The 24,187-nt window shown below is 67.3% G+C and carries 23 protein-coding genes; 13 read left to right on the top strand and 10 right to left on the bottom strand.

What is annotated here, in order from left to right:
• Positions 1-108 precede the first annotated feature (108 nt).
• Positions 109-1,323: a class I SAM-dependent methyltransferase gene (locus V8683_RS29035; RefSeq protein ID WP_411186928.1), complete on the bottom strand. Its 1,215-nt coding sequence runs from the start codon at positions 1,321-1,323 to the stop codon at positions 109-111.
• 210 nt (positions 1,324-1,533) lie between these two features.
• Entirely contained in the window at positions 1,534-2,169 is a 636-nt protein-coding gene (gene pdxH / locus V8683_RS29030) for a pyridoxamine 5'-phosphate oxidase (protein ID WP_411186926.1), read from the bottom strand.
• A 201-nt stretch (positions 2,170-2,370) separates the two neighbouring features.
• Between pdxH and V8683_RS29025 the strand changes: the two genes are divergently transcribed.
• Positions 2,371-3,234 carry a tRNA threonylcarbamoyladenosine dehydratase gene (locus V8683_RS29025; RefSeq protein WP_411186924.1) on the top strand — a complete coding sequence of 288 codons (864 nt, stop codon included), beginning with the start codon at positions 2,371-2,373 and terminating at the stop codon, positions 3,232-3,234.
• A 114-nt stretch (positions 3,235-3,348) separates the two neighbouring features.
• Here the strand turns inward: V8683_RS29025 and trxA are convergent, their stop codons facing one another.
• Complete coding sequence (gene trxA / locus V8683_RS29020) at positions 3,349-4,197, bottom strand: thioredoxin (protein WP_411186922.1); 849 nt, start codon at positions 4,195-4,197, stop codon at positions 3,349-3,351.
• Between the two features lie 108 nt (positions 4,198-4,305).
• Entirely contained in the window at positions 4,306-5,187 is an 882-nt protein-coding gene (locus tag V8683_RS29015) for a pirin family protein (RefSeq protein ID WP_411186920.1), read from the bottom strand.
• Positions 5,188-5,368: 181 nt separating this feature from the next.
• Between V8683_RS29015 and V8683_RS29010 the strand changes: the two genes are divergently transcribed.
• Complete coding sequence (locus V8683_RS29010; RefSeq protein WP_411186918.1) at positions 5,369-6,265, top strand: EamA family transporter; 897 nt, start codon at positions 5,369-5,371, stop codon at positions 6,263-6,265.
• Positions 6,266-6,361: 96 nt separating this feature from the next.
• Here the strand turns inward: V8683_RS29010 and V8683_RS29005 are convergent, their stop codons facing one another.
• Positions 6,362-7,951 (bottom strand): N-acetylmuramoyl-L-alanine amidase, encoded by a 1,590-nt coding sequence (locus V8683_RS29005; RefSeq protein ID WP_411186916.1) that lies wholly within the window; start codon positions 7,949-7,951, stop codon positions 6,362-6,364.
• Positions 7,933-8,505, bottom strand: coding sequence for a tRNA (adenosine(37)-N6)-threonylcarbamoyltransferase complex ATPase subunit type 1 TsaE (gene tsaE, locus V8683_RS29000; protein WP_411186915.1), 573 nt, complete (start codon positions 8,503-8,505; stop codon positions 7,933-7,935). The genes V8683_RS29005 and tsaE overlap by 19 nt, the downstream gene beginning before the upstream one ends.
• Positions 8,506-8,600: 95 nt before the next feature.
• On the opposite strand from tsaE, the gene queG reads away from it, so the two are divergent.
• The 8 genes from queG to V8683_RS28960 all read left to right on the top strand — a co-directional run bounded on the left by queG (position 8,601) and on the right by V8683_RS28960 (position 15,789).
• Positions 8,601-9,920: a tRNA epoxyqueuosine(34) reductase QueG gene (gene queG / locus V8683_RS28995; protein ID WP_411190436.1), complete on the top strand. Its 1,320-nt coding sequence runs from the start codon at positions 8,601-8,603 to the stop codon at positions 9,918-9,920.
• A 73-nt stretch (positions 9,921-9,993) separates the two neighbouring features.
• On the top strand, positions 9,994-10,467 hold the full coding sequence (locus V8683_RS28990; protein ID WP_411186913.1) for a methylated-DNA--[protein]-cysteine S-methyltransferase: 474 nt from the start codon (positions 9,994-9,996) through the stop codon (positions 10,465-10,467).
• The gene (xerD, locus tag V8683_RS28985) at positions 10,464-11,516 is read left to right on the top strand and encodes a site-specific tyrosine recombinase XerD (RefSeq protein WP_411186911.1); all 1,053 of its coding nucleotides are present in this window, start codon (positions 10,464-10,466) and stop codon (positions 11,514-11,516) included. The genes V8683_RS28990 and xerD overlap by 4 nt, the downstream gene beginning before the upstream one ends.
• 70 nt (positions 11,517-11,586) lie before the next feature.
• Positions 11,587-12,078: a Cys-tRNA(Pro) deacylase gene (gene ybaK, locus V8683_RS28980; protein WP_411186909.1), complete on the top strand. Its 492-nt coding sequence runs from the start codon at positions 11,587-11,589 to the stop codon at positions 12,076-12,078.
• A 181-nt stretch (positions 12,079-12,259) separates the two neighbouring features.
• Positions 12,260-12,886: a glycerol-3-phosphate 1-O-acyltransferase PlsY gene (gene plsY, locus V8683_RS28975; protein ID WP_411186907.1), complete on the top strand. Its 627-nt coding sequence runs from the start codon at positions 12,260-12,262 to the stop codon at positions 12,884-12,886.
• A 149-nt stretch (positions 12,887-13,035) separates the two neighbouring features.
• On the top strand, positions 13,036-14,838 hold the full coding sequence (locus V8683_RS28970) for a methyl-accepting chemotaxis protein (protein ID WP_411186905.1): 1,803 nt from the start codon (positions 13,036-13,038) through the stop codon (positions 14,836-14,838).
• Positions 14,839-15,098: 260 nt separating this feature from the next.
• Positions 15,099-15,347, top strand: coding sequence for a DUF4160 domain-containing protein (locus V8683_RS28965; protein WP_411186903.1), 249 nt, complete (start codon positions 15,099-15,101; stop codon positions 15,345-15,347).
• Positions 15,334-15,789, top strand: coding sequence for a DUF2442 domain-containing protein (locus tag V8683_RS28960; RefSeq protein ID WP_411186901.1), 456 nt, complete (start codon positions 15,334-15,336; stop codon positions 15,787-15,789). Before V8683_RS28965 ends, V8683_RS28960 begins: the two co-directional genes overlap by 14 nt.
• Before the next feature lie 85 nt (positions 15,790-15,874).
• Here the strand turns inward: V8683_RS28960 and V8683_RS28955 are convergent, their stop codons facing one another.
• Positions 15,875-16,360 carry a YajQ family cyclic di-GMP-binding protein gene (locus V8683_RS28955; protein ID WP_411186899.1) on the bottom strand — a complete coding sequence of 162 codons (486 nt, stop codon included), beginning with the start codon at positions 16,358-16,360 and terminating at the stop codon, positions 15,875-15,877.
• A gap of 261 nt (positions 16,361-16,621) precedes the next feature.
• Between V8683_RS28955 and murB the strand changes: the two genes are divergently transcribed.
• Positions 16,622-17,680 (top strand): UDP-N-acetylmuramate dehydrogenase, encoded by a 1,059-nt coding sequence (gene murB, locus V8683_RS28950; protein ID WP_411186897.1) that lies wholly within the window; start codon positions 16,622-16,624, stop codon positions 17,678-17,680.
• 73 nt (positions 17,681-17,753) lie between these two features.
• On the opposite strand, the gene V8683_RS28945 is transcribed toward murB, so the two are convergent.
• Positions 17,754-18,581: a YuxH family protein gene (locus tag V8683_RS28945; protein ID WP_411186895.1), complete on the bottom strand. Its 828-nt coding sequence runs from the start codon at positions 18,579-18,581 to the stop codon at positions 17,754-17,756.
• Between the two features lie 325 nt (positions 18,582-18,906).
• Here V8683_RS28945 and hmgA point away from each other — a divergent pair, with 325 nt between their 5' ends.
• Positions 18,907-20,262: a homogentisate 1,2-dioxygenase gene (hmgA, locus tag V8683_RS28940; RefSeq protein ID WP_411186893.1), complete on the top strand. Its 1,356-nt coding sequence runs from the start codon at positions 18,907-18,909 to the stop codon at positions 20,260-20,262.
• Entirely contained in the window at positions 20,259-21,575 is a 1,317-nt protein-coding gene (fahA, locus tag V8683_RS28935) for a fumarylacetoacetase (RefSeq protein WP_411186891.1), read from the top strand. Before hmgA ends, fahA begins: the two co-directional genes overlap by 4 nt.
• A 16-nt stretch (positions 21,576-21,591) precedes the next feature.
• Here the strand turns inward: fahA and V8683_RS28930 are convergent, their stop codons facing one another.
• Positions 21,592-22,743, bottom strand: coding sequence for an MFS transporter (locus V8683_RS28930; RefSeq protein WP_411186889.1), 1,152 nt, complete (start codon positions 22,741-22,743; stop codon positions 21,592-21,594).
• A gap of 100 nt (positions 22,744-22,843) precedes the next feature.
• Positions 22,844-24,028, bottom strand: coding sequence for an MFS transporter (locus V8683_RS28925; RefSeq protein WP_411190435.1), 1,185 nt, complete (start codon positions 24,026-24,028; stop codon positions 22,844-22,846).
• Positions 24,029-24,187 lie beyond the last annotated feature (159 nt).

Below are 24,187 nucleotides of genomic sequence, written 5' to 3'. Positions count from 1 at the left end.
GGGGGGGCTTGGGGGTCGTCGGGGGGGGGGGGGGGGTGGGGTGGGGGCCGGCGGGCGGGGGCGGCCGCGGGGGGGGCCCCCCCCCCCCCCCCCCCGCCGCGATTCCCATCACAGCGGCTTTTCGTACAGGTAGCGGCGCGACCACGGCAGCGTGGTTGCGCTGCGGCCGGCCTTGCGGCAGACGATCTGGAAGATCGAGACGTCGTCGTGCTCGAACGCGTAAGCGCAGCCCGCGAGATACACGCGCCAGATGCGGAATTTCTCGTCGTCGACGAGCTTTTTCGCCTCTTCCGCGTGCGCCTCGAAGTTCTCCGACCAGATGTCGAGCGTGTGCGCATAGTGACGGCGCAGGCTCTCCACGTCAACCGCCTCCAGCCCGCCGCGCTGCGCCGCTTCGAGCGCGAGGCCGATGTGCGGCAGCTCGCCGTCCGGGAACACATAACGGTCGATGAACTCGCCGCCGCCCAGTGCCGTCTCGCCCGAGTCGGCGTCCGAGGAGGTGATGCCGTGGTTCATGGCGACGCCGTCGTCCACGAGCAGGTCGTGCACCTTGCGGAAATAGCCCGGCAGATTCTTGCGCCCGACGTGCTCGAACATGCCGACGCTCGTGATGCGGTCGAACTGGCCGTCGATCTCGCGATAGTCCTGCAGGCGGATTTCGATGCGGTCTTCGAGCCCGGCGGCTTTCACGCGCGCCGTGGCGAGGTCGAACTGGTTCTGCGAGAGCGTGACGCCCACGCAGCGCGCGCCGAACTTCTGCGCCGCGCGCAGCACGAGCGCGCCCCACCCGCAGCCGATGTCGAGCAGGCGCTGCCCCGGCTGCAACTGGATCTTGGTGAGGATGTGGTCGATCTTCTTTAGCTGCGCGGTGGCGAGGTCTTCGTCGCCGTTCTCGAAGTAGGCGCAGGAATAGACCATGTTCTCGTCGAGCCAGAGCCGGTAGAACTCGTTCGAGACGTCGTAGTGATACTGGATCGCTTTCTTGTCGGTGGTTTTCGAGTGCGTGAAGTAGCGCCGCACGCGCGCGAGCTTGCTGGCGCTCGTGACCGTGCTGCGGGCAAGCGAGTAGCCGATGTTGATGATGTCGGCGAGCTTGCCCTCGATGTCGATCTTGCCCTTCACGTAGGCTTCGCCGAGATTGTCGAGGCTCGGTTCGAGCAGTAGCGGCAGCGCGGACGCGCTGTTCACCTTCAGCGTGACCTGCGGCGCGGCGAAGTGGCCGAAGTCGTACTGCTGGCCGCTCCAGAGCACGAGGCGCGCCGGCAGGTTGGCCTGGTTGCGCACCTCGTCTACCCACTGTGCGAGTTTTTTCTCCCAGAACATGCGTTTTTCTCCGTGTCGATCCGGAGTTGGCGCTTTAGCGCTTTACTCCGGTCCCATGCGGGTTTGTGGCGGTCTGATAACGATGAAGCCTCAAGACAAAAGTGCAAAACGAATGACTCAAACGAACTGCGAGTGAACTGCCGGCAAACCTCAACCGCGGCGGACTGCGGGCGGGCCGGACGCGCATGGCCGGGCGGCGCTGGCGGTGGCCTACGGCGCGAGACGCTCGATCTGCCAGCCGGCGCCGTCACGCGTATAGCGGATGCGGTCGTGCAGGCGCGACGGACGGCCCTGCCAGAACTCGATCGCGTCCGGCACGAGGCGGTAGCCGCCCCAGTGCGGCGGGCGCGGCGGGTTCTCGCCGTACTTCGCGCTGATCTCGCGCTCGCGCGCTTCGAGTTCCGCGCGGTTGCCGATCACGGTGCTCTGCTCGGAAGCCCAGGCGCCGATGCGCGAGCCGAGCGGGCGCGAATGGAAGTAGCCGTCGCTTTCCTCGGCGCTGGTCTTCTCGACCTTGCCCTCGATGCGCACCTGGCGCTCCAGTTCGATCCAGTGAAAGAGCAGGCTCGCATGCGGATTTGCCGCGAGCTCGCGGCCCTTGCGGCTCTCGTAGTTCGTGAAGAATACGAAGCCGCGCTCGTCGACGCCCTTGATGAGCAGGATGCGCGCCGCCGGACGGCCCGTGGCGTCGACGGTGGCGACCGTCATGGCGTTGGGTTCGGGCAGCTTCGCGTCGAGCGCCTGGGAGAACCAGGTCTGGAACTGGCGGATGGGATCGCGGTCGACGTCGGCGGCATCAAGCGAGCCGAGCGAGTAGTTCTTGCGGAGGTCGGCGAGGGTTGTCATGTTTTATGCGGACACTTCAATACGGACAAGTATAGCGAAGGACGAAAATCGCCGTGCGCGCTCAACCCGGCGTTTTTCCTGAGGTGCGGACCGCCGGCGGCCACGGAACGATCTCGTCCGATCAGGCAAAATACGGGTCTCGCGTGGATCGGCGACCAGCTCGTCCGGTTCGCTTTCGCGCCTTTCTGAAGCTCCGTCGCCATGTCCAGTACCCCGATTTCGCCGCAAACCGATCTTACCGCGCCCCCCGTGACCGATGAAGCCGACAGGGCCCGCCGCTTTGGCGGCGTGGCGCGGCTTTACGGCGCACCGGTGCTCGCGGCGTTCGAGCGTGCGCATGTCGCGGTGATCGGCATTGGCGGCGTGGGGTCGTGGGTGGCGGAGGCGCTCGCGCGCAACGCGATCGGCAGGCTCACGCTGATCGATCTCGACAACGTGGCGGAAAGCAACACCAACCGCCAGATCCACGCGCTCGACGGCAACTATGGCAAGCCGAAGGTCGAGGCCATGGCGGAGCGCATCCGGCTGATCGACCCGGCCTGCGACGTGCGGCTTGTGGAGGATTTCGTGGAGCCGTCGAATTTCGATGCGCTGCTTGGCGGCGGCTTCGACTACGTGATCGACGCCATCGACAGCGTGCGCACGAAGACGGCGCTGATCGCGTGGTGCGTGGAGCACCGGCAGCCGCTCATCACGGTGGGCGGCGCGGGCGGGCAGCTCGACCCCACGCGCATTCGCATCGACGACCTCGCGCTGACGATCCAGGACCCGCTGCTCTCCAAGGTGCGCGGCCAGTTGCGCAAGCACCACGGCTTTCCGCGCGGACCGAAGGCGAAGTTCAAGGTGAGCGCCGTGTACTCGGACGAACCGCTCATCTATCCCGAAGCCGCGGTGGGCGACGTGGACCCCGAGGCCGAGCACGTCACCACGTCGCCGGGCCATCACGCTCCGGTCGGCCTCAATTGCGCGGGCTTCGGGTCGAGCGTCTGCGTGACGGCGAGCTTCGGTTTCGCGGCGGCCGCGCACGTGCTGCGCGCGATTGCGCATGGGGCAGTCGCGCGCTAAGCCGCTCCGGCGCCGCTTGCGGAATCCGCAAATCCACGAACCCGCAAAAGAAAACGCACGGCCCTGGCAGGCGCCGTGCGTTTTTTCGCTTCTATGCTGCGGTCGCTGTGCCGCTCAGTTGAGCATGGCGCTCAGCTTGCGCCGCCACTCGCTCACGAGCTGCGGCTGGTGCGCCGCGAGATCGAACACCGAGAGCATGGTCTTGCGGCCGATGTCGTCGCGGAAGGTGCGGTCGCGCCGGACGATCTCGAGCAACTGCTCCAGCGCGCCCGGGTACTTGCGCCGCGCGATCAGTGCGTTGGCGAGATCGAAGCGCGCCTCCAGATCCTCAGGATGGGCAGCCACCTGCGCTTCGAGCGCATCGGTGGGCGGCAGGTCGGCGGCGGCGTCGAGCGCGTCGAGACGCGTCTTGATCGCGTTGTAGCGCGGATCGATGCCCTGCGTCGTTTTCGGCGAGAGCAGCTCGGCTTCCTTGTGGGCCTCGTCGGCGCGGTTATCGGCGAGCAGCAGCTCGATCAGGTCCATGCGCGCGTCGTCGAAGCCCGGGTCGTAGGCCAGCGCGGCCTGGAGCGCATCGTAGGCCTCCTCGCGGCGGCCTTCGGCCAGCGCTTCCTGGGCGGCCTGGCGCTCGGTGGCCGCGGGGTCGGGGATCAGGCCGTCGATGAACTGGCGCAGCTGGCCTTCGGGCAGCACGCCGATGAACTGGTCGACAGGCCGGCCGTCCGCGAACGCGACGACATGAGGAATGCTGCGCACCTGGAAGTGCGCGGCGAGCTCCTGGTTTTCGTCGACGTTGACCTTCGCGAGCTTCCACTTGCCGCCGTATTCGGCTTCGAGCTTTTCGAGCATCGGGCCGAGCGTTTTGCACGGGCCGCACCACGGCGCCCAGAAGTCGATCAGCACGGGCGCGAGCGCCGATGCTTCGATCACGTCCTTTTCAAAAGTGGCCAGGGTGGTATCCATTGCGTCCTCGTTCGGTTCGCTCAGTTGAGTTCGGTCAGTCATGCGCCCAGATGGGGACGATACGCGGCGGATTCAATCGCCGCGGCTCGTCGTCCATCCAGCGCCGGCTCAATGCGGCTTCTTTTCCGGCAACGGAATCCATTCGGTTTCGCCGGGGACATGCCCCATTTCCTGGCGCGTCCACGCGGCTTTGGCGGCCTCGATTTTCTCGCGCGAGCTGGCCACGAAGTTCCATTCGATGAAGCGCTCGCCTTCGAGCTTCTCGCCGCCCAGCAGCATCACGCGCGCCCCGCCGGTGCTCGCGAGCGTGACGGTTTCGCCCGGCACGAGCACGGCCATCGTGGCGGGTTCGAGCGGCGTGCCGTCGATCGACAGATCGCCTTCGACGAGATACACGCCGCGTTCCTCGTGCTCCGCGTCGAGCGCGATCGCGCCGCCCGGCGCGAAGTCGCCCGCCACGTAGAGCGTGCCCGAGAAGGTCCCGACGGGCGAGGTCGCGCCGAACGCCGTGCCCGCGATTACGCGCAGCGCGACGCCGTTGCGCTCGATCTCCGGCAGCGTATCGGCGGCGTGATGGAAGAACGACGGCTCGGTGTCCTCGTGATCGAGCGGCAGCGCCACCCAGGTCTGGATGCCGTGCATGGTCATGCTTCTCGCGCGATCTTCGTCGGGCGTGCGCTCCGAGTGGACGATGCCGCGGCCCGCGGTCATCCAGTTGACGTCGCCGGGAACGATCTTCTGGCTGGAGCCGATGCTGTCGCGGTGCATGAGCGCCCCGTCGAACAGGTAGGTGACGGTGGCGAGGCCGATGTGCGGGTGCGGGCGCACGTCGACGCCCGCGCCCGGTTCGAGCGTGGCCGGGCCCATATGGTCGAAGAAGATGAAGGGGCCGACGAGACGCGCGGCGAGCGCGGGCAGCACGCGCCGCACGAGCAGATTGCCGATGTCGCGCGTATGGGGCTTGAGGACCGCTTTGATCGATGAGGACATGGCGCTTCCTTGATGGATCGGTGTGGACACGTTAGAGCAGGATGGGCGGCTCGATGCGAGGCGCCGCGGCTTCGCTCGCGGGCAGGCGCTCATTCTAACGCCCGCTGTCGCGCCATGCTGCGTGACGGGGATGACGGCGCGGTACACTCGCCAGTTCGACAGAAATGAAGCGGAGGAGGCGATGTCGCCGAAGGATCTGCTGTTCGCGCTGGTGGTGGTGCTGGCGTGGGGCGTGAATTTCGTGGTGATCAAGGTGGGTCTGCACGGCGTGCCGCCGATGCTGCTGGGCGCGTTGCGTTTCCTGCTGGCGGCGTTTCCGGCGGTGCTGTTCGTGAAGCGGCCGAACCTGCCCTGGAAGTGGCTCCTGGCCTACGGCTCGACGATCTCGTTCGGGCAGTTCGCATTCCTGTTCTCCGCCATGTACGTGGGCATGCCGGCCGGGCTCGCCTCGGTCGTGCTGCAGGCGCAGGCGTTCTTCACGCTCGCCTTCGCGGCGTTCTTTCTGAGCGAACGCTTCCATGCGCAGAATGTGATCGGCTTGCTGATCGCGGCGGGCGGCCTCGCGCTGATCGGGCTGCAGTCGGGCGCGGGCGGGGGCGCGCAGGCGATGACGCTCGCCGGCTTCGGGCTCACGCTTTGCGCGGCCGTGATGTGGGCGCTCGGCAACATCGTCACGAAGAAGGTGGGCAGGATCGATCTGGTCGGGCTCGTCGTCTGGGCGAGCCTGATTCCGCCGCTGCCGTTCCTCGTGCTGTCGTACTGCTTCGAAGGTCCGCAGCGCATCGTGGGCGCGCTCGAAGGGATCGGAATGTCGTCGGTGCTCGCGATCGTTTATCTCTCGTTCATCGCGACGCTGCTCGGCTACAGCCTCTGGAGCCGCCTGCTCTCGAAGTATCCCGCAAGCCAGGTGGCGCCGTTCTCGCTGCTCGTGCCGATCGTCGGGCTCGCCTCGGCGTCGGTGCTGCTCGGCGAGCGTTTGACCGTTGCGCAGATCGGCGGCGCTGCGCTTGTCATGGGCGGGCTCGTCGTCAACGTGTTCGGGGGCTGGGTGCGGCAGCGGCTCGCCACGGCGCGTTAGCCGCACGCCAGCCGGCGGCGCTTGCGCCCGTAAAAGAAAACGCCGCGCGCCCATGGGCTGCGCGGCGTCGCGGCGGGGGGAGAGGATTGACGCGCTTCAGGTCATGCGATTCTTCGCGAGCGGCGGATTCGCCGCGAAGTAGCGCTTGATGCCCTTGAGAATGGCGTCCGCCATCTTGTCGCGGTAGGCGTCGTCGTTGAGCTTGACCTCTTCTTCCGGGTTGCTGATGAACGCGGTCTCTACAAGGATCGACGGGATGTCGGGCGCCTTGAGCACCGCGAAACCCGCCTGCTCGACCGAGCCCTTGTGCAGCTTGTTGATGTCGCCGATCTCGTCGAGAACGAAGCCGCCGTAACGCATCGAGTCGCGAATCTGCGCCGTGGTGGACATGTCGAAGAGCGCGCGATTCACTGCGGCGTCGGCGGTCTGCACGTTGATCCCGCCGATCTGGTCCGACGCGTTCTCCTTGTTCGCCATCCAGCGCGCCGCGGCGCTCGACGCCCCATGTTCCGAGAGCGCGAACACCGACGAACCGCGCGCGAGCGGCGTCGTGAAGGCATCGGCATGGACCGAGACGAAGAGGTCCGCGCCCACGCGCCGGGCCTTTTGCACGCGCACGTTCAGCGGCACGAAGAAGTCGGCGTCGCGCGTCATCATCGCGCGCATATTGGGCTGGGCGTCGATCTTGGCGCGCAGCTTCTTCGCGATGTCGAGCGCGATGTGCTTTTCGTACGTGCCTGCGCTGCCGATGGCGCCCGGGTCCTCGCCGCCGTGGCCCGGGTCGACGGCGACCGTGAGGAGGCGTATCGTGCCGCCCTTGCCCGACTTCGGCGTGACGAAACCATAGTCGTCGCCGTTGCTGCTGTCGCTGTCGTCGTTCTGCGCGAGCGCGGCGGTGTCCGGCGCGGGTTTGGGCGTGCGCTGCACGATGACGGCAGGCGGCACCGGTGGCGCCGGGCGCGGCGCGGCAGGGTGCGCGGATGGCGCATTCCCCGCATCGGCCGCGTCGTTCTGCGCATAGTGCTGGAAGAACGCGTCGCTGTTGTCGCCGGACTGGGCGCCCGGCGGCGGAGCGGGTGGCGCGGCAGGCCCCGCGAGCGTCGAGGGCGGAACGTCGTGCCGCATCGCCTCGCGCGCGTCGAGCTGCTCCTGCTTTTTGTCGGTCTGCGCGAGCAGATCCATCATCGGATCGGGCGCGATGGCCGGGTAGAGATCGAACACCAGCCGGTATTTGTAGGAGCCCACCGGCTCCAGCGTGAACACCTGCGGCTTCACCGAGCCCTTCAGGTCGAACACCATGCGCACGACGTGCGGCTGGTATTGTCCCACGCGCACCGCCTGGATCTGCGGATCGTTCGGCGTGATCTTGGAGACGAGGTTCTTCAGGGCGTCGTCGAGGTCGAGACCGCTGATATCGACGACGAGCCGGTCCGGGCTCTGCAGCATTTGCTGCGAGGTGGCGAGCGGCTGGTCCGATTCGATCGTGACGCGCGTGTAGTCGCGCGCGGGCCACACGCGCACGCCGAGCACCGAGGTCGCCCACGCAAGCCGCGGCGCGGCCACGGAGAGGCCGAGCACGAGCGTGGACGCGCCCGCCTTCAGGATCTGCCGGCGCCGCCAGTTGTGCGTGGCGGTGGCCGCGGATTCGATCGAGCGGAACGGTTTGATTAACATCTTTCTAGACATGCCTTTCCTGATGCGCTGTATGCGTAGGCGGTCAGCACGCGGCCTTCGCCTTGTTCTCCGGGTTCCAGCGAAAATACGAGGTCCGGCACGCCGAGCAGGCCTTGCGCGCGTTGCGGCCACTCGACGAGACACACCGCGCCGGCTGCGAAATATTCGCGAAAGCCGGCGTCGGCCCATTCAGCCGGATCGCTGAAACGGTACAGATCGAAGTGATAGAGCGGGAGTTCCCCGTTCGGCGTCGCGACCGTGTACGGTTCGACGAGCGTATAGGTGGGGCTGCGCACGCGGCCCGTGTGACCCAGCGCGCGCAGCGTGGCGCGCACGAGCGAGGTCTTGCCCGCGCCGAGGTCGCCCAGCAGCTGGACCTGCAGGCCGTCGAAGCGCGCGGCTGCCCCGGCACGCTGCGCTTCGAGCGCGAGGGCGAGGCGCGTGCCGAACGCGTCGGTGGCCGCTTCGTCCGGCAGGTCGAAGCGCCGTTCGAGCAGGACCGGGGCCGGCGTTTGCGGCGCATGCAGCGCGTGATCGGGGCCGGGCATGTCGGGCTTCAGGGGCATTCTCGTAAAATAACGTGATGAACCGCAGTCCCTCGCCTTCCTCTTCAAGCCTCGCGTACGCCACGACGGACGCGGAGGGCTGCGCGCCCGTCGCGATGCCTGCCGCCGCGTCGTGCGAGCCGGCAGCGCCTCGCGCGCCGTCGGGGCCGTCGCTCGATGCGGCGGCGCTTGCCGCCCTCGCGGCGCGCATCCGGACATGGGGACGCGAACTGGGGTTCGGTGCGATCGGCATCAGCGATACCGACCTCTCGCATGCCGAAGCGGGCCTCGCCGCATGGCTCGAAGCCGGCTGCCACGGCGAGATGGATTATATGGCCAAACATGATATGAAACGTGCGCGGCCCGCAGAGCTTGTGGCCGGTACGCGACGCGTGATTTCCGTGCGCATGGCCTATTTGCCGGCCGCGACGCTGGCGCCGGCGGCGTTGAATGGGCCGGGAAAGACGGCCGAAAGTGCTTCGCAAGATGCGGCGCGCGACGGGCAGCCCGCACGCTTGCAGGAGGCGCCGCGCGAGTACGCGCAGGGCGGATGGCGCGAGCGCGAGCACGCGCGTCTCGCCGATCCGCAGGCGGCGGTCGTGTCGATCTACGCGCGCGGTCGCGACTATCACAAGGTGTTGCGTGCGCGCTTGCAGCAACTCGCGGACCGCATCGAAGCCGAGATCGGCGCGTTCGGCCATCGCGTGTTCACCGATTCGGCGCCGGTGCTCGAAGTGGAGCTTGCGCAGAAGGCCGGCATCGGCTGGCGCGGCAAGCATACGCTGCTGCTGCAGCGCGACGCCGGATCGCTCTTCTTCCTCGGCGAGATCTACGTCGATCTGCCGTTGCCGACGGATGCCGAAACCGCGGGGTCCATCGTGGCCGATTCCCCCGCCGCGCGAGCGCCGGCCGTGCCTGAAACGGCCGGCGCGCACTGCGGCAGCTGCACGCGCTGCATCGGTGCGTGCCCGACCGGCGCGATCACCGGGCCGTATCGCGTGGACGCGCGGCGCTGCATCTCGTATCTGACGATCGAGCTGAAGGGCAGCATTCCGCTCGACATGCGCGAGCTGATCGGCAATCGCGTGTATGGGTGCGACGACTGCCAGCTCGTGTGCCCCTGGAACAAGTTCGCGCAGGCGGCGCCCGTCGCCGATTTCGACGTGCGCCATGGGCTCGATCGCGCGACGCTCGTCGAGCTGTTCGACTGGAGCGCGAAAGATTTCGACGCGCGCATGCAGGGCAGCGCGATTCGCCGTATCGGCTACGAGCGGTGGTCGCGCAACATCGCGGTGGCGATGGGCAATGCGCTGCGCGCGCGTCCCGCGCTGGAGGAGGGCGCTCGCGAGGCGATCGTCGCGGCGCTGCATGCGCGCGGGGACGACGACTCGGAGCTGGTTCGCGAACACGTGCGCTGGGCGCTCGAAGCGGCGTAAAGTGCAGAATCTGGCAGAAAGCGAGAGGGTAAGCGCGGCGGCGAATGCGCTTGCCGCGCAGACGGAGGCAATCATGTTCAATGCAGTGATCGACGCGCCGTTCGGCAAGGTCGGCATTCGCACCGGCGGCGAAGCCGTGCGCGAGATCGTCTATCTGAATCGAACGACGGCCAGCGTCGAGCCGGACTGCGTGCTCGCGGCGCGCGCGGCAGAGCAGATCGCGCGTTATTTCGACGACGCGTCGGTGGGTTTCGACCTGCCGCTCGCCGCGCGCGGCACGCCGTTCCAGCAGCGCGTCTGGCACGGCATCAGCGCGATTGTCGCGGGCGGTGTGCTGACCTACGGCGAGCTCGCGAAGCGCATTGGCAGCGACTCGGCGCGCGCGGTCGGCCAGGCGTGCGGCTCGAATCCCTTTCCGCTCGTGATTCCGTGCCATCGCGTGGTTTCGGCAAGCGGAATCGGGGGCTTTGCGCACCACGGCGGCGAGGGCTTTTTCCGTGACGTGAAGCGCTGGCTGCTCGCCCACGAGGGTGTCGCCTTCCGATGACGAACGCCGTAACGCCCGTGAAGCCCGTGGCGCCCGTGGCGCCCGCCACGACCGCAGCCGACGATGCGCTCGCCGCGCACGAGGCCAACGACGGCGACAGCGCAGCGGCGCCTGCCTTCGACGACGCCGAAAGCTTGCCCCCCGAAGCCGCGTCGGCGCTGGCGCAGAGCCTGCTCGCCATCGACACCTTCTGCGACGCGATGTGGCTCGAACACGGCCTGTCGCGCAACACGCTCGATGCTTACCGGCGCGATCTGAAGCTCTTTTCGGCGTGGCTCGCGAGCGCGCGCTCGGGGACGCTCGACACGACGCACGAGGGCGATCTCTTTGCCTACAGCGCGAGCCGCAAGGCGGACAAGTCGACCTCGGCGAACCGGCGTCTTTCGGTGTTTCGCCGCTACTACGGCTGGGCGCTGCGCGAGCGGCGCGTGGTGACCGATCCCACCGTGCGGGTGCGTTCGGCGAAGCAGCCACCGCGTTTTCCCACGACGCTTACCGAAGCACAGGTGGAGGCGCTCCTCGGCGCACCGGACGTGAGCACGTCGCTCGGCCTGCGCGATCGCACGATGCTCGAACTGATGTATGCGAGCGGCCTGCGCGTGACCGAGCTCGTGACGCTCAAGACCGTGGAGGTGGGGCTGAACGAAGGGGTCGTGCGCGTGCTGGGCAAGGGCGCGAAGGAGCGGCTGATTCCGTTCGGCGAGGAGGCGCACGCCTGGATCGAGCGGTATCTGCGCGAGTCGCGGCCCGCGCTGCTTGGCCCGCGCACGACCGACGCGCTGTTCGTCACGGCCCGCGCCGAGGGCATGACGCGCCAGCAGTTCTGGCACATCATCAAGCGCCATGCGGCCGCGGCCGACGTGCACGCGCCGCTGTCGCCGCACACGCTGCGGCACGCGTTCGCGACGCACCTGCTCAATCACGGCGCCGACCTGCGCGTAGTGCAGCTGCTGCTCGGCCACAGCGACATCTCCACGACGCAGATCTATACCCACGTCGCACGCGAGCGCCTCAGGCTGCTGCACGCGAAGCATCATCCGCGAGGGTAGGCGCGAGCGGCGCGGCCCGGTGCCGCCTTTGTCCCGCGTTTGCCCTGCGTTTGCCCATTACAATGCGCCGATGAGCAAATCGAAACACGTCTCCGAAACGCCCGCCACGCAGATGCTGCGCCGCGCGGGCATCGCGTTCGGCGAGCATCCCTACGAATATGTCGAGCATGGCGGCACGGAGGAATCCGCGCGTCAGCTCGGCGTGGACGAACATCGCGTCGTGAAGACGCTCGTGATGGAGGATGAGCGCGCGAAGCCGCTGATCGTGCTGATGCACGGGGACCGCAAGGTCTCCACGAAGAACCTCGCGCGCCAGATCGGCGCGAAGCGCGTCGAGCCCTGCAAGCCCGAGGTCGCGAACCGGCATTCGGGCTATCTCGTGGGCGGCACGTCGCCGTTCGGCACGAAGAAGACCATGCCCGTCTACGTGGAATCGACGGTGCTCGAACTCGACGAAATCTGGCTCAACGGCGGCCGCCGCGGCTACCTGGTGAGTCTCGCGCCGGCGGTGCTCGTCTCGCTGCTGGACGCGAAGCCGGTGCAGTGCGCCAGCGTGGAGTGACGGCGGCCGCTTCCCGTATGCGCGGGATGCGCCCCATCCGGCGCGGGCCGCGCCTCCGTACGTTCCCTGATTCGCGCTCACCCGGCGCCCGCGCTTCGGTAGAATGGGCGCCTTCGCGCGCCCCCGCCCGGCCTCGACGGCCGCGCCGCGCGCCTCCTTCACCAATTACCGGGTTTCGCGCATGTACAACCTGATCGTCGCCGTTCTTGCCTATCTGATCGGCTCGGTATCGTTCGCCGTGATCGTGAGCGCCGCGATGGGGCTCGCCGATCCGCGCTCCTACGGTTCCGGCAATCCCGGCGCGACCAATGTTCTGCGCAGCGGCAACAAGAAGGCCGCGATCCTCACGCTGATCGGCGACGCGTTCAAGGGCTGGCTGGCCGTGTGGCTCGCCGCGCATTTCGGCCCGCACTTCGGGCTCGGCGACGACGCCATTGCGCTTGCCGCGATCGCCGTGTTCCTCGGCCATCTGTATCCCGTGTTCTTCCGCTTCCAGGGCGGCAAGGGCGTGGCGACGGCCGCGGGCGTCCTGCTCGCGATCCATCCGGTGCTGGGCCTCGCCACGCTGCTCACCTGGCTCATCGTCGCGTTCTTCTTCCGCTACTCGTCGCTCGCGGCGCTCGCCGCCGCCGTGTTCGCACCGATCTTTTACGTCTTTCTGTTCGGCCCGCACGTCATCGCGCTCGCCGTTCTCGCGATGAGCGTGCTGCTGTTCTGGCGCCACCGCTCGAACATCTCGAAGCTGATGGCGGGCAAGGAAAGCCGCATCGGCGACAAGAAGAAACCGGCCGCCGAAGCCGGCCAGTAATACCACCCAGCACGATCGAGTCCCCTCGATTATGATCAAGCCCCAATTAATGGGGCTCAAGTCCCGCGTCGCGGTCGCCGTAAACGCCGGTGAAGTCCCAAATAGTGTTTGCCGGCCAACCGTTTCATTCCCCGCACCCGACGCCCTTCATGTTCTCCACCATTCGCGCGCGCATCGTCGCGCTCGCTGTCGTCATCGTCGTCGTGGCGCTTGGCGCCAATACGGCGCTCGATTATTTCGTTGCTAACTCGCACAACACCGAGTCGGTGAACAGCACGCTCACGGCTGTCGAAGACAGCCACGCTGCGGGCATCAACGACTGGATCGCCTCGCACGCGCAGATGATCAACTCGCTGCAGGACGTGGTGATCGATCCGGCGGATCCGGTTCCGGCGCTCAAGCAGGTCGCGACGGCGGGCGGATTCACCAACGTCTACGTCGGCTACGCGGACAAGACCGCAAAATTCTCCGATCCCACCGGCATCCCGCCCGACTACGATCCCACCGGCCGCCCCTGGTACAAACAGGCCGTCGCGGCGGGCAAGGGCGTGGTGACGCCACCTTACGTGGATGCCGGCAGCGGCAAGCTGGTCGTGGCGTTCGCGACGCCCGTAATCCGTGACGGCGTAGTGAAAGCCGTGGTTTCAGGCGATGTCTCGATGGACAGCGTGATCGCCAACGTCCGCTCGATCCAGCCGACGCCCGCGAGCTTCGGCATGCTGGTGGACAGCAGCGGCCAGATCGTCGCGCATCCCGACGCGAAGCTCACGCTCAAGCCCGTTTCGGAACTGGCGCCCGACCTGGCCGGCGACCGTCTCGCCGTCCTGTTCGCCTCCACGGACCCGATGTCCGTGGACGTGGGCAGCAGCATCAAGCTGATGCGCGCCGAGCCGATCGCGGGCACGGACTGGCATGTGATCGTCGCGCTCGATCGTGCGGATGCGACGGCGGGCATGCGCTCGCTGCTGACCGCCTCGCTGATCGCACTCGTGGTGATCGCGGTAGCGGCCGCCCTGATCATGGCGGCGGCAACGGCCGTGTCGTTCCAGCGCCTTTCGAAGGTGCGCGACGCCATGGACGCCATCAGCGCGGGTGAGGGCGACCTCACGCAGCGCCTGCCGGCCGAGGGCACCGACGAGGTCGCGCAGATCGCGCGCTCGTTCAATGCCTTCATGGACAAGCTGCGCGACGTGATGCGCCATATCCGCGATACCAGCGAATCGGTGCGCACCGCGAGCGACGAGATCGCCGCCGGCAACGTTGACCTGTCGGGCCGCACCGAATCGGCGGCGGCGAGCCTGCAGCAGACGGCGGCTTCGATGGAGCAGATCACGGCGACGGTCGCGCAGTCGGCCAACGCGGCGCAGCAGGCCGACGTGACGGCGGCCTCGGCCTCGCAGGTGGCCTCGCGCGGCGGCGCCGTCATCAACGACGTGGTGCGCACGATGGGGTCGATCGAAGAGGCCTCGGTGAAGATTGCGGACATCATCGGCGTGATCGACGGTATCGCATTCCAGACCAACATCCTTGCGCTGAACGCAGCCGTGGAGGCCGCGCGCGCGGGCGAGCAGGGCCGCGGCTTCGCGGTGGTGGCGGGCGAGGTGCGCAGCCTCGCGCAGCGCAGCGCGCAGGCGGCGCGCGAGATCAAAGACCTGATCGAGTCGACGGTGGCGAGCGTCACGTCGGGCTCGCAGCAGGTGCGCCGCGCGGGCGAAACGATGGACGAAATCGTGCAGAACGTGGGGAACGTCACGACCATCATTTCCGAAGTCACGAATGCGGCGAGCGAACAGACGCGCGGCATTCAGGAAGTGAATCGCGCCGTGAGCCAGCTCGACGAAATGGTCCAGCAGAACGCGGCGCTCGTCGAGGAATCGACGGCGGCCGCCGCGGCGCTGCGCGGTCAGGCGACGAACCTCGCGGTGGCGGTGGGGCAGTTCAGGCTGGACTGACGGGGAGAGGCGGGCAGAAGGGTTCGCGAGAGGGCGGCGCTACGGCGCCGCCCTTCTTTTTTGGGGGTGGCAGCGGCCCGATGCCGGGGCGGGTTCGGAAGCGCATTGGCCGTCCGGACGAGGTTTCATCGGGGCGTGCCGCCATTACGCTGATAACGCGTGACCTCCCTTCTTGCGCCAAAGCAAACGTTGTGAACGCTCAGGGAGAAAGCAGGCACACAGCTAACCCATAAACCCAACGTTAGGTTACGATGCGAATTATGCCCACTGTCCTTCGCGTGCCCGGTTATCGCGTGGTGATCTATCCGAACGACCATCGCCCCGCTCATGTCCACGTCGAAAGCCCGCAAGGGTCGTGTGTGTTCAACCTGAATTGCCCTGACGGTCCGCTCGAAGTGCGCGAGCTCTATGTGCTTGCGGCGCAGCAGGTCGTACGCCTTGTGCGCGTGCTCGAGCTGGAAATTTTTCCGCTATGCAGGGCTTGGTGGAGGATCCATGGTCAACATTAGCAACGAGCAGATCGAAGCAGCGCGCGAAGCCGGCGCGCAGAGTCCCGTTGTCGTATCGGCGGGTTACAACGGCACGCATGCGCGGCTCGAGATCGGTTTCGCCAACGGCGTCTACCTTGCGGTGCCCGTCGTGCTCATTGAGGAACTGCAGACACTCAGTTCGCCGCCCACTGCCGCGCAGCTTTCCGAAGTCGAAATCTGGGGTGGCGGGCAATCGGTTTATTTTCCGCGACTGGATCTTTCGCTGTGGGCGCCGGGCTTGCTGCAAGGCGTGTTTGGCTCGCGTGCCTGGATGCGCGAACTGGCGCGCGCCATGGGCTCTGTCACCTCGCCCGCGAAGGCCGCAGCCGCCCGCGCCAACGGGCGCAAGGGCGGCCGTCCTCGCAAGGAGCGCGATTCTTCCAGCGAAGCGGTCGAACCAGCGGCGAGGTCGGCGGCATGAGGGTGCCGCAGGCTCAATCGGGGGGAATGCGGCGGGCGAAGAACGAGGGCGGCGCACCCGGGCGGGCACACCGCGCGGGTGCAGCTCAGTCGCGGAAGTTGTTGAAGTCGAGCGGCGTGTCGGTGACGTCCTTGCGCAGCATGGCGATCACGCTTTGCAGGTCGTCGCGCTTGGCGCCCGTCACGCGCACGGCGTCGCCCTGGATGCTGGCTTGCACCTTGATCTTGCTGTCCTTCACGAGCCTGACGATCTTCTTCGCGAGGTCGCCCGAAACGCCTTTCTTCACGGTGATGACCTGCTTGACCTTGTCGCCGCCGATCTTCTCGATCTTGCCGTAGTCGAGAAAGCGCACGTCCACGTTGCGCTTGGCCATCTTCGAGAGCAACACATCCTTCACCTGGTCGAGCTTGAAATCGTCGTCGGCGAACGCGGTCAGCTCGCGCTCCTTTTGCTCGACGCGCGCGTCCGAACCCTTGAAGTCGAAGCGCGTCGAGATCTCCTTGTTGGATTGCTCGATGGCGTTCTTGACTTCGATCATATTGGCTTCGCTGACGACGTCAAACGATGGCATTGCATTCTCCCAGTAGTGCGAGCGGCGCATCCACGGGCCACGGCCGCCGAATCCGGCGGCGGGCCGCGCACTCGCTATAATCACGGACCGACGCCATTCTACCGGCGCCTCGCGCGTTTGCCCAAGGCCGCACAGCCATGCCGTGCAGGGTGGACGTAGCGGCCGGCAGACCGCGCGCAGGCGCTTTGCGCACGGCGCGTGCCGTTTGCGAGGGTCTTGCCCGTTGCGCTGGTTTCACCTTGTTTTTTTCCGTTGGCCCCGATGTCCGCTCTTCATTCGACCGCCGTCGATTCGCCCCCCGCGTGGTTTGCCGCCGGCTATCCGCTGCGTGCGCACAACACGTTCGGCTTCGACGTACGCGCGCGCCTTGCCTGTCGCATCGACACCGAAGCTGCCCTGACTGAAGCCGCGCGCGACCCGCGTGCGGCCGGGCTCGCCACGCTCGTGCTGGGCGGCGGCAGCAATATCGTGCTTACGCGCGATTTCGACGGCCTCGTGCTGCTCGTGGCGCTGCGCGGGCGCCGCGTCGTGCGCGAGGACGAAGAGGCCTGGTATGTCGAGGCGGCGGCCGGCGAGAACTGGCACGATTTTGTGGCCTGGACGCTCGAAGCGGGCATGCCCGGGCTCGAAAACCTCGCGCTCATTCCCGGCACGGTGGGCGCGGCGCCGATCCAGAACATCGGCGCATACGGGCTCGAAATGGCCGAGCGGTGCGTGTCGGTGCGCATGATCGAGATGGCGTCAGGCGCGGTGGTCGAGTTCGACGCGGCGCAATGCGCGTTCGGCTATCGCGACAGCTTTTTCAAACGCGAAGGGCGGGACCGCTACGTGATCACGGCGGTGACGTTCCGCTTGCCGAAGCAATGGCGGCCGAACGCCGCTTACACCGATCTCGCTCGGGCGCTGGCCGAGAGTGGCCGGGCGGAAGCGCCCGATGCGCGCGCGGTGTTCGACGCGGTTGTGGCCGTGCGGCGTGCGAAGCTGCCCGATCCGCAGTTGCTCGGCAACGCGGGCAGCTTCTTCAAGAATCCGGTGATCGACGCTGCGCAGTTCGACGTGTTGCTCGAGCGCGAGCCGCAGATCGTCTCCTATCGCCAGGCCGATGGACGCGTAAAGCTGGCGGCGGGCTGGCTCATCGACCGGTGCGGCTGGAAAGGCCGTGCGCTGCGCACGGCGGCCGTGCACGACCGCCAGGCGCTGGTGCTCGTGAATCGCGGCGGCGCGACGGGTGCCGATATCCTTGAACTCGCGCAGGCCATCCGGCGCGACGTCGAGGCGCGTTTCGGCGTCCTGCTCGAACAAGAGCCCGTGAGCCTCTAAGCCTCTCTAAACCTGCCTGGACGCAACATGGCCGTCGGGCGTGCCGGTGACGACCGCGTCAGGTCATCTTACGTCAGACGACCTTGTCCTGGCCCGCGAATACGGGGCCTTGCACGAATCGCACGTCGTACTGCTGCAGCTGCTCGAACTGGGCAGCGTCCGCGACGCGATTGAATATGAGCGGCATGCGTAGCCGCGCGGCATAGCTCACGAGCGGCTTGACCATCGAATCGCGCAGCGCCGAAGTCGCATCCATCTTCACGAAATCGAGCCGCGCCATATCGGACACCGAAAGGATCTGTCCGGCGTTCGGCAGATTGCCCGCCACCTTGAATCCGTGACGCTGATAGCTCTTCGTCAGATAGCCGACGAAGGTCCGGTGCGCCACCGCCGCCGCCGGCAGCTCGATCACGACGCGTCCGGGATTCAGTCCGAACGACAGCAGCACGTTCGAAAAATGCCTTCCGTGGTCGTACTTCACGCTTTTCAACAGCCGTTCGTGCACGCGCAGGAACAGCAGCCCATGCTGCTGCGAGCCGAGAAAATTGATGGTGTGCAGCGCCCGGACCATGCGATCGAGCGCGACCAGTTCGGGGTCGTCGAGCGAATCGACGAACGGATCGCACGGCGCGGCCTGGCCGTCCTGCTCGCGCAGCGTCACGGCCTGAAAGCCCAGTTCGTCGCCAAAGCGGGATGCGCTGCCCAGGTCGGCCACGAGCGATTGCACGCCGCTATGCACGCTGATGTCGTAGATCGGCTCGTAGGCCGACAACAGTTCCATGCCGCGTCGCCTCGCGACGGCTTGGCCATGGTGGGGACCCGTGCCCATCGCAAGATGCTCGCCGAGAAATGGGTGATCGGCGGCGCGGGCGACAAGCTCGGGAACGGTGAGAGCTCTCATGTCGATGTGGTTGGCGGCGCTGGCCCCGGGTAAGGCGCCGCGCGTCGCGCGTGCGCCGGGGCCGCATGACTGGATGGTAGCAGTCGCCGGGCCTGGCGATTCGACTTCTTGCTTATAACGTTATCGATGCCGCGCCGCCGGACGGCTCGAATTCCGCTCCCAATTCCATACGGCCCGTCCGTGACCAGGGTTTACACCATATTTCACTATTCATAATCCGTTTTACTATTCGTAAATCGCGCGACGCACCGTCGCATCCTTTTCGATTTGACCCGGATCGAGCCGGGCGGCTCGCCGCCGGCCCGGAGCACGTGGAGACATCAGCATGAACGCACCCTTGCGACACCCCGCCGGGGCCGACCAGGCCCAACGCGGCTACATGAGCGGCTTCGCCAACGAATTCGCGACCGAAGCGCTGCCCGGCGCGCTGCCCGAGGGTCGGAATTCGCCGCAGCGCGTGGCCTACGGCCTCTACGCCGAGCAGATTTCGGGCACGGCCTTTACTGCGCCGCGCTCGCACAACCGCCGTTCGTGGCTCTATCGCATCCGCCCCGGCGCCGTGCATCAGCCGTTCACGCCGCTCGCCGCGCGCGCGCTGCATGGCGCGCCGCGCCTTTGCGCAGACTTCGGCGCCGTGCCGCCCACGCCGCCGAACCAGCTGCGCTGGGACCCGCTGCCGATGCCGACCGAGCCCACCGACTTCGTCGACGGCTGGGTGACGATGGCGGGCAACGGCTCGGCAGCCTCGATGAGCGGCTGCGCGATCCATCTGTACGCCGCGAACCGTCCGATGACGGACCGCTTTTTCTACAACTCGGACGGCGAGTTGCTGATCGTCCCGCAGCACGGCCGCCTCGCGATTTCGACCGAGATGGGCAAGCTCGACGTCGAGCCGTTCGAGATCGTCGTGATTCCGCGCGGCGTGCGCTTTACGGTCGATCTGCCCGACGGCGAAGCGCGCGGCTACATCTGCGAAAACTTCGGCGCGCTGCTGCGCTTGCCCGACCTCGGCGTGATCGGCTCGAACGGCCTCGCGAACCCGCGCGACTTCCTCACGCCGCATGCGGCCTACGAGGATCGCGAAGGCCGCTTCGAACTCGTCACGAAGCTGAACGGCGAGCTGTGGCGCGCGGACATTGGCCATTCGCCGCTCGACGTCGTGGCATGGCACGGCAACTACGCGCCCTACAAATACGACCTGCGCCGCTACAACACGATCGGCTCGATCAGCTACGACCACCCGGATCCGTCGATCTTCCTCGTGCTGCAATCGCCTACCGATACGCCGGGCGTCGACTCCATCGACTTCGTGATCTTCCCGCCGCGCTGGCTTGCAGCGGAGAACACGTTCCGTCCGCCCTGGTACCACCGCAACATCGCGAGCGAGTTCATGGGCCTCGTGCACGGCGTGTACGACGCCAAGGCCGAAGGTTTCGTGCCGGGCGGCGCGAGCCTGCACAACTGCATGTCGGGCCACGGCCCGGATGCCGAGACCTTCGAAAAGGCCTCGAACGCCGATACCTCGAAGCCGCACAAGGTCGGCGACACGATGGCGTTCATGTTCGAAACCCGCACGCTGATTCGTCCGACGCGCCACGCGCTCGAATCGGCGCAGTTGCAGGCCAACTACTACGAGTGCTGGCAAGGCCTCGCGAAACATTTCAATCCGGAGAAGCAATGAGCAGCCATCTGACGAACGAGCTTCAGGCGACGCTCGACCCCGCGCGCAAGAGCTGGATCGACAGCGCCAACGATCCGCACTGTGACTTCCCGATCCAGAACCTGCCGTTCGGCGTGTTCAGCGACGCGAAGAACGCGGCACCGCGTGTGGGCGTCGCGATCGGCGACCTGATCGCTGACCTCGCGGTGCTGCACGATGCGGGCTTGCTGCGGCTGCCCGCAGGCGCTCCGCAGGACGTGTTCGCGCGCGGCGCGCTGAACGGGTTCATCGCGCTGGGCCGCGAGGCATGGCGCAGCGTACGCGTGCAGCTCTCCGCACTGCTGGCGCGCGAAAGCGCGACGCTGCGCGACGACGCGGCGCTCAAGGCGCGCGCCTTCGTGCGCCAGGCCGACGCCGCGCTGCATCTGCCCGTGGAGATTCCCGGCTACACGGACTTCTATTCGTCGAAGGAACACGCGACGAACGTGGGCAGCATGTTTCGCGATCCGAAGAATGCGCTGTTGCCGAACTGGACGGAAATGCCGATCGGCTATAACGGGCGCGCCTCGTCGGTGGTGGTGAGCGGTACGCCGGTGCGTCGCCCGCGCGGCCAGCTCAAGCTGCCCGATCAGGAGCGCCCCGTGTTCGGCGCGTGCCGCAAGCTCGACATCGAACTCGAAACCGGCTTCATCGTCGGCCGCGGCAACGCGCTGGGCGAGCCGATCGCCTGCCCGGACGCCGAGGATCACATCTTCGGCATGGTGCTGCTCAACGATTGGAGCGCGCGCGATATCCAGCAGTGGGAATACGTGCCGCTCGGGCCGTTCAACGCGAAAGGCTTCGCGACCACGATCTCGCCGTGGGTGGTGACGCTCGACGCGCTGGAGCCGTTCCGCGTGGCGCAGCCGCAGCAGGAGCCGCAGCCGCTCGAATATCTGCGCCACGCGGGCGATCATGCGTTCGATATCGCGCTCGAAGTACGGCTGCGCCCGGAAGGCGCTGGCGAGGCGAGCACCATCGCGCGCACGAATTTCCGCTACATGTACTGGTCGATGGCGCAGCAGCTCGCGCATCACACGGTGGCCGGCTGCAACACGCGCGTGGGCGACCTGATGGGTTCGGGCACGATCTCGGGGCCGACGCCCGACTCGTTCGGCAGCCTGCTCGAACTCACGTGGAACGCGAAGAATCCGCTCGAACTCGAGAAGGGCGGCACGCGCGGCTTCATCGAGGACGGCGACGAGCTCACGCTCGCGGGCTGGTGCCAGGGCGACGGCTATCGCGTGGGCTTCGGCACCTGCGCCGGCAAGATCCTGCCCGCGCTGGAGTCCTGATAGCCAAAGGCGCGCTTCAGGCCTGCACGAGAGCGCGTGTCCGCTCCCAGCGCAGCGCGCCTAGAAAGACGAGTACGGCGGCGAACAGCACCCAGAGCATCGCATCGGATCCGGCGTGCTCCATCAGCACGCCGGTGACAATGGGGCCCGCGAAGCTCGCGGCGCTCCACGAGGCGCTTACGATCGCGCTCGCCGAGACGAGCGCGACGCCTTCGAAGCGCTCGCCGCAGGCGACGATCGCCAGCGTGTAAATCGCACCCGCCGCCGCGCCGAGCACGAACAGCAGCGGCCAGCAGAGCCACGGCGTGCTCACGGCGAAGGGCAGCAGCGGCAACAGCACCGCGACGACGACGCCCGCGAGCACGTGCACGCGTTCGCGGCCGAGCTTGTCGGCGAGCCAGCCGACGGGAATCTGCATGGTCGTGTCGCCGAAGAGGGCGACGGACGCGAACAGCAGCGCCATCTCTTTGCCCACACCATGTCCGATGGCGAAGAGCGGCAGCAGCGAGAGCGCGAGCGTGTCGAACAGCGCGAAAAAGCCGGTGGCGAGCACGAGGGCGGGCATTTGCGGCAGCACGTCGCGCCAGCTGCCGTGCAGCTCGTGCGCGGCGGCAGACTCGTCCTGCGAGCGCATCGCAGCGAGCATCGGCAGCGCGACGAGGAAGATCGCGCCGCAGATCGCAAAGCGCCATGCCGTGTAGCCGGCAATCTGGCTCACGAGCACGGGCCCGGTCATCTGGAACAGCGTGAACGTGGTCGCGTAGAGCGCGACGACGCGGCCGCGGCTCGCGTCGTCGGCGAGTTCGTTGACCCAGGCTTCGCCGATCGTGAAGAGCAGCATGAGCGCCGCGCCGCAAACCATGCGCAGCAGCGCCCACGCCCAGAGGCCCATGGCGGCCTGCATCGACGCAGTAGCGAAGGCGACGATGAGCACGGCGCCGACGATCACCTGGCGTTTGGAAAGGCGCCGCGAAACCCAGGCGGCGAGCGGCGCCACGGCGAGTCCGCCGAACGCCTGCGCGGCGGTCAGGAGGCCGATGACCGCGCTGCCGTGGCCGGCCTCCGCGAGCGCGAGGGTCGTGAGCGGCAGCGTGGCGCCGTATCCGATGCCGACCACGGCGACGCTCAGGATCAGCGCGAGGAAATCGCGGGTGAGGACGGTTTTCATCGGGCGAGATGCTACTACGGCAGCGCGTTCGCGCGGCGGCGGATGGTGCGCTGCGGCGGAGGTGCCGGGGCAAGGCGCGCGAGTCGCGTGCCGTGGACCCTCAGGCGCAGGAGCCCGGCCCCGCCACGGCCACGCGGCGGCGCGCGCGGCGGTCGAGCTGCGCCGAGATCAGCGTGAGCGCGAGCGCGGTGAAGGCCATCGCCATGCCGAGCCACGGCAGCGACGTGAGCGGAGCGCCCGCGCTGATCGCCACGCCGCCGAGCCACGCGCCGCTTGCGTTGCCGAGGTTGAAGGCGCCCTGGTTGAGCGTGGACGCCAGATTGGGCGCCTCGCTGGCGCGATTGACGATCAGGATCTGCAGCGGTGGCACGATCGCGAACGCGAGGATGCCCCAGACGAAGAGGGTTGCCGTGGCCGCGAGCGCATCGTGCATGGTGGCCGCGAACACGGCGAGCACGATGCCGATCGAGCCGAGGAAGACGAGCAGCGAGCGCATCAGCTTCCAGTCGGCGAGCTTGCCGCCCAGCGTGCTGCCCACGGTGAGGCCGAGGCCGAACACCAGCAGCACGAAGGTCACTTCGTGCGGGCTGAAGCCGGTCACGTCCTCGAGGATCGGGGTGATGTAGGTGAACACGGCGAAAAGACTGGTGGACGCGAGCACGCTGATGCCGAGCACCATCAGCACCTGCGGATTCTTCAGCACCGTGAACTCGTGCACGAGGCTTGCCTTCTGCATTTCGATCTTCGCGGGCAGGCAGATCCACAACGCGAGGGCGGCGAGCACGCCGATCCCCGTGACGGCCCAGAAGGTGGCGCGCCAGCCCGCGATCTGGCCGAGCGCCGTGCCGAGCGGCACGCCGAGCACGTTCGCGAGCGTGAGGCCGGTGAACATGAGTGCGATGGCCTGGGCGCGGCGGTTGGGCGCGACGAGGCCGGCGGCCACCACCGATCCGATGCCGAAGAAAGCGCCGTGGCAGAACGCGGTGACGATGCGCGCGGCCATCAGGATCGTGTAGTTCGGCGCGAGCGCGCAAAGCAGGTTGCCGACGATGAAGACGCCGATGAGCCGCATGAGCGCCGCTTTGCGCGGCACGTTGGCGATGGCGATGGCGACGATCGGCGCGCCGATGGTGACGCCGAGCGCGTAGGCCGAGACCAGCATGCCCGCCGCCGGGATCGAGACGGCGAGGTCGCGCGCCACGTCGGGCAGCAGCCCCATGATGACGAATTCCGTGGTACCGATTCCAAATGCGGCAACGGCGAGAGCAAGAAGGGGCAGGGGCAGGGGCATGGGAGGGTGAATCGTGGTGGCGCGGCGGCCCGGGCCCCCCCCGCCCCGGGAGCGGGAAATTATTGAAAAACGAAATTTTAATATAAAACGGTTTAAAAAAAGTTAGTATGGGGGGTTTAACCCGAAAACAAACAGGTTAAAAACAATTTTTTT

This window comes from Paraburkholderia sp. AV2 (assembly GCF_054968425.1).
Note: the sequence above shows the minus strand (reverse complement) of the source record. Positions and strands in the feature narration are given on the sequence as shown.